Annotated in this window: 8 protein-coding genes; 2 read left to right on the top strand and 6 right to left on the bottom strand. The window is 70.9% G+C overall.

What is annotated here, in order from left to right; all coding sequences use genetic code 11:
- Positions 1-179: 179 nt before the first annotated feature.
- The 6 genes from R2J76_RS02880 to R2J76_RS02905 all read right to left on the bottom strand — a co-directional run bounded on the left by R2J76_RS02880 (position 180) and on the right by R2J76_RS02905 (position 9,091).
- The gene (locus R2J76_RS02880) at positions 180-2,303 is read right to left on the bottom strand and encodes an alpha-ketoacid dehydrogenase subunit alpha/beta (protein ID WP_316414276.1); all 2,124 of its coding nucleotides are present in this window, start codon (positions 2,301-2,303) and stop codon (positions 180-182) included.
- Between the two features lie 156 nt (positions 2,304-2,459).
- Positions 2,460-3,740, bottom strand: coding sequence for a (Fe-S)-binding protein (locus R2J76_RS02885; protein WP_316414277.1), 1,281 nt, complete (start codon positions 3,738-3,740; stop codon positions 2,460-2,462).
- Between the two features lies 1 nt (position 3,741).
- On the bottom strand, positions 3,742-5,049 hold the full coding sequence (locus tag R2J76_RS02890) for an FAD-binding oxidoreductase (protein WP_316414278.1): 1,308 nt from the start codon (positions 5,047-5,049) through the stop codon (positions 3,742-3,744).
- Positions 5,039-6,436, bottom strand: a complete 1,398-nt coding sequence (locus R2J76_RS02895) for an FAD-linked oxidase C-terminal domain-containing protein (RefSeq protein WP_316414279.1) — start codon at positions 6,434-6,436, stop codon at positions 5,039-5,041. Before R2J76_RS02895 ends, R2J76_RS02890 begins: the two co-directional genes overlap by 11 nt.
- A 186-nt stretch (positions 6,437-6,622) precedes the next feature.
- Positions 6,623-7,756: an outer membrane beta-barrel protein gene (locus R2J76_RS02900; RefSeq protein ID WP_316414280.1), complete on the bottom strand. Its 1,134-nt coding sequence runs from the start codon at positions 7,754-7,756 to the stop codon at positions 6,623-6,625.
- 126 nt (positions 7,757-7,882) lie between these two features.
- A complete protein-coding gene (locus R2J76_RS02905; RefSeq protein ID WP_394366818.1) occupies positions 7,883-9,091 on the bottom strand; it encodes an ammonium transporter in 1,209 nt (402 codons plus the stop codon).
- 420 nt (positions 9,092-9,511) lie between these two features.
- On the opposite strand from R2J76_RS02905, the gene R2J76_RS02910 reads away from it, so the two are divergent.
- On the top strand, positions 9,512-11,461 hold the full coding sequence (locus tag R2J76_RS02910) for an ATP-binding protein (protein ID WP_316414282.1): 1,950 nt from the start codon (positions 9,512-9,514) through the stop codon (positions 11,459-11,461).
- The gene (locus tag R2J76_RS02915; protein ID WP_316414283.1) at positions 11,458-12,144 is read left to right on the top strand and encodes a response regulator; all 687 of its coding nucleotides are present in this window, start codon (positions 11,458-11,460) and stop codon (positions 12,142-12,144) included. Before R2J76_RS02910 ends, R2J76_RS02915 begins: the two co-directional genes overlap by 4 nt.
- The last annotated feature ends 161 nt before the right edge of the window (positions 12,145-12,305 follow it).

The following is a 12,305-nucleotide window of genomic DNA, read 5'->3' on the forward strand; positions in this document are numbered from 1 at the left end:
ACTCGCAGCGTGGCCCTGACGCGTAGGTCCATCCGGAGAGCCTCCGCCTCCGGTTCACCACCCCGCGCAGCGAAGCCGGAGTGTGCGAACACTCTTCCACAACCCGCAGCGGTGAGCTTTCCGGTGACGCAGCTTGCCTGCGTCACCGAACCTGCGGCGCGCCGAACGGGAACCCGGCCCTAGATCCGGGCCAGGGTGCGGTAGGCTTCGAGGAAGTGGGTGGACTGGGGGAGGATTTCGTCCTCGAGGGCGGGGTGGTAGGCGACCCAGGTGTCTTGGGCGGCGAGGCGCTTGACGGGGGCGTCCAGTTCGAAGAAGAGGTCGTCGGCGATGCGGGCGGCGAGTTCGGCGCCGTAGCCCCACTGGAGGGTGTCCTCGTGGGCCACCAGGACGCGGCGGGTCTTCTTGACGGTGGCGACGATGGCGTCCCAGTCGTAGGGGTTCAGGGTGCGCAGGTCGAGGATCTCGACGCTGAGGCCCTCGGCCTCGGCCTGGCGCGCGGCCTGGACGGCTCGGTACACGGTGCTGCCGTAGGTGATGACCGAGAGGTCGGTGCCTTCGCGGACGGTGCGGGCCTTGCCGAAGGGGATCATGAAATCGGGGCCGGGGTCGTTGCCCTTGTTGTGGGTCTGGCGGTAGAGGTGCTTGGGCTCCAGGAAGAGGACCGGGTCGTCGCAGCGCATGGCGGTGCGCAGGAGGCCCGCGGCGTCCAGGGCCCGGCTGGGGTAGACCACCCGCAGGCCGGGGATGTGGGTGAAGGAGCTCTCCCCGCACTGGCTGTGGTAGACGGAGCCGCCCATGAGGTAGCCGCCGATGGGCACCCGGATAACCACGGGGGCCTTGAAGTGGTTGTCGCTGCGCCAGCGGATCGTGGCCAGCTCGTCCCGGATCTGCTGCATGGCGGGCCAGATGTAGTCCATGAACTGGATCTCCACCACGGGCTTGAAGCCCCGGGCGGCGAGGCCGATGGCGCGGCCCACGATGGTGGCCTCGGCCAGGGGGGAGTTGAAGACCCGGTTCTCGCCGAAGATGCGCTGCAGGCCGTGGGTGGCCTTGAAGACGCCGCCCTTGCCCTTGAGCTCGTCCAGGATCTCGGGGCGGCTGGCGTCGGCCACGTCCTCCCCGAAGGCCAGGATCAGCGGATTGGCCGCCATCTCCTGCTTCAGGGTGATGTTGATGAGATCGATCATGGTCTTCGCGCCGGTGCCCTGGTCCCCGGCGTGGGCCTCCCGGTCGAAGGCGGCCGACGTGGGATCCACCTCCTCGCTGTAGAGGTGCCGGGAGCCGGTGCCGCTCTCGGGGGGCGGCGCGTCCGCGGCCTCCTCCCAGGCCCGGTCCACTTCGGCGTCCACCTCGGCCTTGAGGGCCTCCAGCTCCCCGGGGGTGAGCAGGCCCTCCCGCAGGAGGCGGGCGGGATAGGTGGCCAGGGGGTCCCGCCGGGCCTCGTCTTCGCGCTGGGCGGGGGTCTTGTAGAGCTGCTCGTCGTCGGAAAGGGAGTGGGAGTAGGGGCGCACCACCCGCGCGCGCACCAGGGCGGGACCCTTGCGGGCCCGGGCATGGGCCACGGCCTCGCGCACGGCCTCGTAGCTGGCCACCGGGTCGCAGCCGTCGACGCCGTCGATCACCTTCAGGCCCTGGGCCTCCCAGCCCTTGAGGAGGGCGGCCACGTTGGCGCCGGGGTACTGGACCTCGGTGGGCACGGAGATGGCGTAGCCGTTGTCCTCGATGAGGTAGACCAGGGGGACCTGGAGGTTCACGGCGCTGTTCACGGATTCCCAGAACTCGCCCTCGGCCACGGTGCCGTCGCCGCTGGTGACGAGCACCACCTCGTCGGAGGTCATGCCCAGGCGCCCCTGGAGGCCTTCGCGCTCCGCGCGCAGGAGGGCCTCGGCCGCGCCCACCGCCTGGAGGAACTGGGTGCCGGTTGGACTCGAAGTGGTGAAAATATTGATCCTATGATCCGACCAGTGGCCCGGCATCATGCGGCCGCCGGTGGCGGGGTCCAGGCGCGATCCCACGGACCCCATGAACATGTCCCGGGCGGACACGCCCAGGGCGTAGGACAGGGCCCGGTCCCGGTAGTACAGGAAGAACCAGTCCTTGCCCGGCACGAGGCAGAGGGCGGCGGCGGCCTGGAGGGCCTCGTGGCCCGCGCCGTTGATCTGGAAGTACACCTTGTTCTGGCGCTTGCCCATGATCTCCCGGTCGTCGATGCGCCGGGAGGCGTAGATGGTGCGGAAGAGGCCGACCCTCTGTTCGCGGGTAAGACTGGTAATGTCGGGGACCGTCTCGGTTTTCGCCACAGGCGCTCCTCTCGCCGATACCCGGCGGGCGAGATGAACTTAACACAACCAAAGTTGTCAACAATGCGGGTTCATGTCAAACCGTAGATGAGCACAGACCGCTCGCCCTCCCGGACGGGAGATTCCGGGGCGCCTCCGGGGCGCCGGTCTGTGCGGTCAGGGGGCGGCGGCGTAGGCCTCGTCCAGGATCTGGCTCACGTGCCGCACCCGCACCTCCAGCCCCTTGCGCCGGGCGCCGTAGGCCAGGTGCATCATGCAGGCGGGGCACTCGGTGGCCAGGGTCTGGGCGCCGGTCTTCTGGACGTTGCCCATCTTCCGGTCCAGCACGCCGGTGGCCTCCCCGTGGTGCAGGAAGGTGTAGCTCCCGGCGGCGCCGCAGCACCAGTCGGCCTCGGGCAGTTCCTTGAACCTGACCCCCGGGACGGACTTCAGGAGCTTGCGGGGCTGGGCGGTGATCTTCGCGAAGCGGTTGGAGAGGTGGCAGGGGTCGTGGTACGTGACGGTGGCGTCCACGGGGCGCAGGTCCCCCTCCAGGCCGATGGCCGCGAGGTACTCGCTGAAGCTGCGGATCTTCGCGGAAAGGGCCGCGGCCCTGTCCGCGTAGACGGGGTCGTCCTGGAGCAGGTGGCCGTACTCCTTCAGGTGGGTGCTGCAGCTGCCGCAGTCGGAGACGATGGCCTCCAGGCCCTCGGCCTCCTCCGCCATGTGGTCGATGTTCTTGCGGGCGATGTCCCGGGCGGCGTCCAGGTCCCCGTAGGCATGGGCGGGGCGTCCGCAGCAGGTGTTGTCCATGAGGGTGATGGCGCAGCCGTTGCGGGCCAGGACCCGCAGGGTGGCCCCCACCACCTCCGGGAATTCGAAGCTCAGGCCGCAGGAGGCGAAGTAGCCGACGCGGTGCTTCACCTGGCCGGGCCGGGGCACACGGTCCTGGTCGCCCCGCAGGAAGGGGCGGGCCTCCATGGGGGGCAGCATGGCTTCGGTCACCTGGAAACGGCGGTCCACGAGGCGCAGGGCCCCGGATCTCTCCACCACCTTCACCAGGCCGTGGCGCTTGGCCCAGAGCGCGAGGCGGCCCGCGCTCTCCAGGCGCTTGTTGTCGGCCAGGATCCGCCGGAAGAGGAAGCGCTGCCACGCGGGCTGGCCGTGGCGCTTGAGGTAGGCGTGGCGGATGGCCAGCACGGTCTCGTCCGTGCGGATCGCCGGGAAGCAGTGGGCGGTGCACCCCCGGCACAGGAGGCAGTCCTCCAGGGCCGCGGCCACCTCGGGGGTGAGCTCCATCTCCCCCAGGATCAGGGCGCGCCCAATGGCCTGGCGGCCGCGGCCCAGGGAATGCTCGGAGCCCGTGGTGCGGAACACGGGGCACCCGGCCTGGCAGAAGCCGCACCGGTTGCACTGGGCGATGGCGTCGTAGAGGGGGAGGAGTTCGGGGGTCGCCATGTCAGATCCCTCCCACGAAGCGCCCGGGGTTGCAGAGCCCCAGGGGGTCGAATTCGCGCTTGAGCCGCTTCATCATGTCCAGTCCGCCCGAGGGCGTCCCCCAGGCGTCGAGCCGGGCTTTCAGGTGGGGGGGGGCCGCCTCCAGCACCAGGTTCCCTTCGGCGGCCTCCGCTTCCCGGCGCAGGCCCTCCAGGGCCATGGCCACCTCCCCGGGGCGCGGATCGGGGCCGGGCACCAGCAGGGCCCGCAGGACCCCGGTGGCCGCGTGGGCCGTGACCGCCGCCCGGAATCCGGCCTCCCGGGCCATGCCCTCCGTGGCCGCCACCAGGGTGGCGGTGGCGGAAAGCGGCACGGAGATGCGGCAGAGGATGGGTTCGAAGGCCCCCTCCAGCACCTCCCGGATACCCTCCCAGGCCCGCACCGCCGCGGCGTCCCGGAGCACCTCGGCGGTGCCGCCGGCCTCCTGGATGAAGGCGCCGAACTCCCGCGCCTGGCGTTCCACCGTCTCGGGGCTTCCGGCCAGGGACACCGCCAGGACGCAGGTGTCCGGGGCCATGTCCAGGCGCCGCGCGGCCTCGGGGTTCAGGAACTCCAGGGCCTCGGGCAGGAGGAAGGAGCCCAGGGTCCTGCCCACCACCGCCCAGGCCCGGGCCGGGTCGGCGAAGCGGCCCAGGACGGCGGCGCGCCGCGCGGGCATGGGCAGGAGCTTGAAGGTCACCTCGGTGATGATGCCCAGGCTGCCCAGGCTGCGGATGAAGAGCTTGTTCATGTCGTAGCCCGACACGTTCTTGATGACGCGGCCCCCGCAGTGGATGCGCTCGCCGTCGGGGAGCACCACCCGCAGGCCCAGCACCCAGTCCCGCAGGGTGCCGTGCTGGAGCCGCCCGGGACCGGTCTGGCCGGCCGCGACCAGGCCGCCCAGGGTGGCGCGGCGGAGGCCCGGCGGGTCCAGGGGCAGCACCGTGCGGTCCTTGGCCACCAGCTCCTGGAGGGCTTCCAGGCGCATGCCGGCCTCGGCGGTGATGCAGAGGTTGGCGGGGTCCCATTCCACCACCCGGTCCAGGCGGTCCAGGTGCACCCGCACATCGGCGCGGGCCGGCGCGTTGCCCAGGCCCATGGCGGTGCCGCCCCCGGCGGGGATCATGGCGGCGCCGGCCACGGCGCAGGCGCGGACCACCTCCGCCACCTCGTCCTGGGTTCCGGGGCGCACGGCCAGGGCGGGCCTCACCCCATCCACGGGTTCGCCGGGGCCGAACACCAGGCCCGGGCCCACGATGGCTTCCAGCCGGGAGCGCAGTTCAGCGTTCACACGCCACCTCCTTGGCCGGGAACATCTTCCCGGGGTTGGACAGGTTGGCCGGGTCGAAGGCCGCCTTGACCCGGCGCTGGGCCTGGATATCGGCCTCAGTCATCACCAGGCGCATGGCCTCCAGCTTCTCCAGGCCCACGCCGTGCTCGCCGCTGATGGTGCCGCCCAGCTCCGCGCAGAGGGTGAGGATCTCCATGCCCGCCTTGAGGACCCGGGCCTTCATGTCCGCGTCCCTCCAATCGAAGAGGATGAGGGGGTGGAGGTTGCCGTCGCCGGCGTGGAAGACGTTGGGAATGCGCAGGTCGTACTTCCCGGCCACCTCGGCCACCTTCTTCAGCACCTGGGGCAGGGCGGTGCGGGGCACGGTCCCGTCGCACACCAGGAAGCTGGGGGCGAGGCGCGCCACGGCGCCGAAGGCTCCCCGGCGCCCGGCCCACAGCAGGGCCCGCTCCGCGTCGTCCTTGGCCACGCGGACCTCCCGGGCGCCGTGGGCCTTGCACAGTTCGCCGATGGCCGCGGCCTGGGACTCCAGGTCGTCCTTGAGCCCGTCCACCTCGATGAGCAGGAGGGTGGCGCAGTCCATGGGAAGGCCGCAGTGGAGGGAGGCCTCCACGGCATGGATGACCAGCTGGTCCATCATCTCCAGGGTGGCCGGGACCATGCCCGCGGCCACGATGGCGGAAACGGTCTCGCTGCCTTCCTCGATGCTGTCGTAGATGGCCAGGAGCGTCTTGACGCCCTCGGCCTGGCGCACGATCTTCACCAGCACCTCGGTGCAGATGCCCAGGGTCCCCTCGCTGCCCACGAACAGGCCCGTGAGGTCCAGGCCCGGGGTATCGGCGGCCTTGCCCCCGAAGGTCTCCACCCGGCCGTCGGGGAGCACCACCGTGAGGCCCAGGACGTGGTTGGAGGTTACGCCGTACTTGAAGCAGTGGGGCCCGCCGGCGTTCTCGGCCACGTTGCCGCCCAGGGTCGCGGCCTTCTGGCTGGCGGGGTCGGGGATGTACTGGTAGCCCAGGGGCGCCAGGGCGTTGCCCAGCTCCAGGTTGAACAGCCCCGGCTGGGCCCGGGCCCGGAGGTTGGGCACGTCGATCTCCAGCACCCGGTTCATCCGGATCATCTCGATGACCACGCCTCCGGCGAAGGGGACGGTGCCGCCGGTGAGGTTGGTGCCCCCGCCCCGGGGCACGAAGGGCTTGCCGTGGCGGTTGCAGGCCTGGACCACCCGCGCCACCTCCTCCGTGGATTCCACGAACACCACCGCCTCGGGGCGGTGCTCCTCCAGGTAGCCGTCGTACTGGTAGAGCTGGAGGTCCACCGCGGAAGCCAGGACGTTGGTACGGCCGACGATCTCACGGAGATCCCGGATGAAGGCATGCTCGCTCATCGCTCGCGCTCCTCAGGTGGGTCCCGCGGGCGGGGGGCCCCGGGATTCTAGTGCTCGCTGGTTTCTGGATTGGGCTGAGCGATTCTAGCGGGAGGCGGGGAATTGTCGATCCTTATCCTTCGACGATTTCCCCCCCGGAACCGCCGGGTGGGCCGGGATTCCGGGGGGGGGCCTGGGAAGGGCCGGTCAGAAGCTGGTGCCGAGGCTCCAGGTGAGGCTGGTGGCGTCCCGGAAGGCCTTGCCGTCCCGGTCCTTCACGTCCCGGTCCAGGCTGTCGCGGCGCAGTTCCAGGCGGGTGAAGGTGGCGTGCCACCGGCGTTCCAGGCCCAGGGAACCGGAGTTGGCCCGGAGGTCGGGGGCGGGGCCCCCGGGGAGGGCCCGGGCCACGGAGGGGTCCGCCCCGAGGCGGAGGCCGGTGTCGTCCCGGAGGGTCTCCAGGCGGAGGTAGGCGCTCCAGCGGTCGTTGAACGCGTACTTCCCGATGGCGCCCAGGCCGGTCCAGGTGGCCTTGGGGCCGTCGGGGAGGGCCTCCCGGCCGTGCTCGGCCTCCCACTGGAGGGTGGCGGGGCCCCACACCCACTGGCCGGCGAAGGAGAGGCGGGTGCGCTTCCGGCCCTCGGCCCCCGGGATCGCGGCGGCGCCGGTGCCGTCCTGCTCGGCGCCGGAGAAGGCCATGAGGGTGGCGAACCGGTCCGCGGCGCCGCCATGGTTGTAGGTGAGGCCGGCGCCCGCGGTCTTGCCGCGGTTGTTGTCCTGCACCCGGTCCTCGCCGTTGAACACCCACACGTCGGAGCTCCAGGAGGCGCTGAAGGCGTGGCGCCAGTTCAGGCCCAGCTGCGCGCAGGGGATGGCGTAGGTGAACAGGAGGCCCCGGGAGGCGGGGGTGTCCTGGGTGGCGTCCAGGACCTCCATGCCCATGGCCGTGTACATCCGCCCGACCTTGAGGGTCTCGCTGCCGCCGGTCCAGGTGACCATGGCCTCGGGCCAGGCCAGGGACCCGGTTTCCGACGGGGTGGTGCCCGAAACGAAGGTCATGGCGTTGAGGACCTTCGCGGTCTGGCCGCCCAGGATCGTGAACTTCAGGCCGAACCCCTCGGGGAGGGCCACGTCCGCGCCCAGCTGCAGGCCGTCCAGGGCGAGCTGGCCCTCGCCGGCGTCCACGGAGCGCAGGAAGAGGGTGCCGTCGGGGGTCTGGCGGTCCGAGGCCGCGGCCGAGGCCCACACGGCGCCCCGCCATTTGATGGCGGGCCCCGCGGCCGGGGGCGCCTGGGCGGCGAGGCCCAGGGGGGCGATGAGCAGGAAGGCGAGGCGCGTGCGCATGGGTTCTCCAGGGGGAAACAACGGGCAGTCCAAGGGCGGGGGGTGCGTGCTCCGCCGCGCCCTCCCGCCCCGGGATTCTATCGGGAGGCCCTTGGGGGCCAGGCATTAAAATAGTGCAGGTACGGCCTACAGGGCGTCGGTGTAGGCCACTTCGCCGTGAAGCCCCATGTCCAGGCCGGTCTCCTCGACGCCGTCCTCGACCTTCACCCGGGTGATGCGGTCGATGATCCAGAGCATGCCGTAGGTGAACACGAAGGCCCAGGCGCTGGAAATGGCCACGGCCGCCAGCTGCTTGTAGAAGAAGCCCGTGCCACCGCCGGTGAACAGGCCGTTGGTGACGATGGCGGGGTTCCAGGACTTGTCGGCGAACATGCCCAGGAAGATGATGCCGATGAAGCCGCCCACGCCGTGGACGCCCCACACGTCGAGCGCGTCGTCCCAGCCCAGGCGGTTCTTGAGGGCCACGGCGTAGTAGCAGATGACGCCGGCGAGGATGCCGATGAGGGCGGCGGTGGCGGGTGAGACGTAGCCCGCGGCGGGCGTGATGGTGGCCAGGCCGGCCACGGCGCCCGTGAGCAGGCCGAGGAACTTGGGCTGCTTGGCGTTCATCCATTCCACCACCAGCCAGGTGACGGCGGCGAAGGACGCGGCCACGTCGGTGTTGATGAAGGCGGAGGTGGTGACGGAATCCACCTGGAACTCGCTGCCGGCGTTGAAGCCGTACCATCCGAACCACAGGAGCCCGGTGCCCAGGGCCACGAGGGGGATGCTGTGGGGGATGCTGTCGACGACCTTGCGCTTGCCCACGTAGAGGACCGAGGCCAGGGCCGCGATGCCCGCGGTGTTGTGCACGACGATGCCGCCGGCGTAGTCCAGCACGCCCCACTGGGCCAGGATGCCGTCGGGATGCCAGACCATGTGGCAGAAGGGGAAGTACACGAAGATCAGCCAGGCCGTGAGGAACCACATGTAGGCCTTGAAGGTCACGCGGTTGGCGAAGGCGCCGGTGATGAGGGCCGGGGTGATGATGGCGAACATCATCTGGTAGGCCACGTGCACGAAGGTGGGGATGCCCAGGGCGGCGTTGCCCTGGTAGAGGCTGTGGAGCGTGATGCCCTTCAGGAAGGCGTGGGTGAAGGGGTTGCCGATGATCCCGTGCACGGTGGGGCCGAAGCACATGGAGTATCCGAAGGTGAACCACAGCACGGTGGTCCAGCCCATGGACACGAAGCTCTGGATCATGATGCCCAGGACGTTCTTGCGGCCGCAGAGGCCGCCGTAGAAGAAGGCCAGCCCCGGCGTCATGAGCATGACGAGGCTGGCGCAGAGGATCATGAATCCCGTGTTGCCAGTGTTGATCTGAGGTAGCACGTAACCTCCTTGTGGAAGGAAAGGGGAAGGGTTCGGGAGGGCGGGGCCCCGCCGGGGCGCGCTCCGGCGCGTCCTGGTGCAGGCGCCCTCCCTGCGAGTAAATGAGGACATAAAGACGTTGATATGAAGACCGGCTTCTCGGGTATAAAGATTGCGTAAAAAAGTGTCGCCTGGGTCGCGGCTAAGCCTTCCGCTGTGAGGGAAATCACAATGTTCAGGGGGGACGTCGAACGCCGGGTCGGACGGAGGCCGTAAACGCTTTTTGTCTTTGGGGCCGGTTGGGGTTAAAAGCCGAATTCCGGTTGTTCCCGGCATCGGCGGGTCAGAAGGGGCGACCTTTCCGCCGGGTGTGACATGATGGCTTATCCCCGGAGCCCGTCTCCCGTGACCTCCGATCCTCCCATCGCGCCTGGCCCCATCCTGGTGGCCCTGGGTTCCGACGCACGGAGCCTTCGGCTGGTGCATGCGGGTTTCCGCATGGCCCGGGAGCAGGGCCGCGCCTGGGTGGTCGCCCACGTGGAGGTCCCGGGGTGGGAGACCCCCGAGGAGGCCGACCAGGCCCGGGTGTGGCTGCAGGAGGCCCAGGAACTGGGCGCGGAGGTCGCCTGGCTCAGGAGCTCCACCGTGGTGGCCGGCCTCCTGGGCCTGGCCCGCAAACGGGCGCCCTCCCTCATCGTCCTGGGCATGACCCGCGCCCGGGGTCCCTGGGACCGCCTTGAGAGCTCCCGGACCCAGGAACTGCTCCGGCGCAACCTGGATGTGCGCATCCTGCCGCTGGCGCTGGATTCCGTCCCGCCCGTGGAGTTCGCCTGGAGGAACCTGGGGGACCTGGTGGGCATCGCCTGCGCCCAGGGCGTGATCCTCGTCTTCACGTGTCTTTTCGCCGCGGCGCTGGCGGTGGTGCTGGGCTTTCCCGCGGTCCCGGTGACCTTCGCCCTGGCGCTGGGGTTCATCGTGCACCGCTGGGGCCGGGCCGTGGCCGCGGCCTCCACGGGCGCGGCCTTCCTCGCCTATGCGCTCTGGTTCAACCGTCCCTTCGGGGTCCTCTCCGTGGACAGCTGGCCCCGCTTCGTGGCCTTCGCGGCCACCGTCCTGGGCGCCCAGGCCCTGGTGGACCTGGTGGGCCAGCTGCGGCAGGAGACCCGCCTGGGCCGGCGCCGGGAGGCGGAGACGGTGCTGCTCATGCTCCTCGGGCGGGCCCTGGCGCGCTGTTCCACGGTCCAGGAGGTGGCCGAGGTGCTGGCCCAGCGCCTGCACAGCCTCTTCCAGGCCGACGCCTGGGTCCTCCTGCCCGCGCCGGGGGACCGGTGGCTCCGCCTCCCGGAAGGCGGGGAGGTCCCCCCGGGCCCTCCCCCCTCCCGGCTCCTGCCGGAATCCAGCGCCGCCGTCGCCCGGGAGGACCCATTGGAGCCCTTCTTCGAGGCTCCCTGCTCCTTCGTGCCCCTCGCGGGCACCGGGGGCACGGAAGGCCTGCTCCAGATCCGCCTGGCCTCGGGGGGGCCCCTGCCCCAGGACCGCTGGAGCCTGCTCCAGTCGTTCGCGGTGCAGGGCTCCCTGGCCCTGGAGCGCATCCAGGCCGTGGAGGCCGCCCACCGCATCCGCCTGGAGAACGAGACCGAGCGCATGCGCAGCACGCTCCTGGGCGCGGTGTCCCACGACCTGAGGACCCCCCTCGCGGCCATCCAGGGCGCGGCCACCAGCCTGCTCCTGCCCGAGGAGGCCCTCCCCGACGACACCCGGCGCGACCTCCTGGTGATGATCCGGGAGGAGAGCGTGCGCCTCACGCGGCTCCTGGGCAACCTCCTGGACCTCACCCGCCTGGAGAGCGGGATCATCCGGGTGCACAAGGAATGGCAGCCCCTGGACGAGGTGGTGGGCTCGGCCATCGTGCGCCTGGAGCGCCAGGGCCCGGTGCCCGTGCGGGTGCGGATGCCCCCCGATCTGCCCCCGGTGCCCCTGGACGGAGGGCTCATGGAGCAGGTGCTCCAGAACCTCTTCATCAACGCCCGGCTCCACGCGGAGGACAGCGAGGTGCTGCTGGAGGCGTGGGCGGAACCCGGCTCCCTGGAACTGGCGGTGTCGGACCGGGGCCCCGGGGTCCCGGCGGATTTCCGCGAGCGCATCTTCGACAAGTTCTTCCGCATGCCCGACCAGATCCGGGACGGGGGCGCGGGCCTGGGACTGGCCATCTGCGACGCCATCGTGAAGGCCCACGGCGGCCGCATCTGGGTCGAGGACCACGAGGGCGGCGGGGCCCGTTTCCGCATCAGCCTTCCCCAGGACGGACCCCTCCCTGAACTCCCCGACCTCGTTCCCCTGGAGCCAGCCCCTTGACCCAGCCCCTGATCCTCATCATCGAAGACGAGGCGCCCCTGCGGCGCTTCCTGGTTCCCACCCTCTCCACCCAGGGCTACCAGGTGGACGTGGCCTCCACCGGGGCCGAGGGCATCGCCCTGGCCCGGAGCTACAATCCGGACATCATCCTGCTGGACCTGGGCCTGCCGGACTGCGACGGCCTGGACGTGGTGAGGGAGCTGCGGGACTGGAGCCGAAAGCCGATCCTCATCATCTCCGCGCGCAACCAGGAAAAGGACAAGGTGGGCGCCCTGGACCTGGGCGCCGACGACTACCTCACCAAGCCCTTCGGCGCCGCCGAACTCCTCGCGCGCATCCGCGTCGCCCTGCGCCACGCCACCCAGGTGGGACGGGAATCGCCGGTCCTGCGGTTCGGGGCCCTCTGCCTGGACCTTGAGAAGCGGGAAGTGGCCATGGACGCCGTTCCCGTCAAGCTCACCCCCCTGGAGTACCGCCTCCTGGAGGCCCTGGCGCGCCGGGCCGGGAAGGTGGCCACCCACGCCCAGCTCCTCAACGAGGTGTGGGGCCCCACCGGGGAAGGGCAGACCCACTACCTGCGCATCTACATGGGCACGCTGCGCCGCAAGATCGAACCGGACCCCACCCGGCCGAGGTACCTCCTCACCGAGCCCAGCATCGGCTACCGCCTGAACGTGGACTGAACCCCGGGCGGCGGCGCAGGAAAGGTGCGGGCCCGCCGGGATTTCATGAAAGCCCCGGCGGGGGTCCGGAGGCGGGGCGGCGCCCCGGCCGGGCCGGCCTCCCCGGAGGGTTCCGGTGCGGGAATTTAAGTGAACGCTACCCTTGGGTTGGCGACCGAATG

This window comes from Mesoterricola silvestris, assembly GCF_030295405.1.
Taxonomy (GTDB): domain Bacteria; phylum Acidobacteriota; class Holophagae; order Holophagales; family Holophagaceae; genus Mesoterricola; species Mesoterricola silvestris.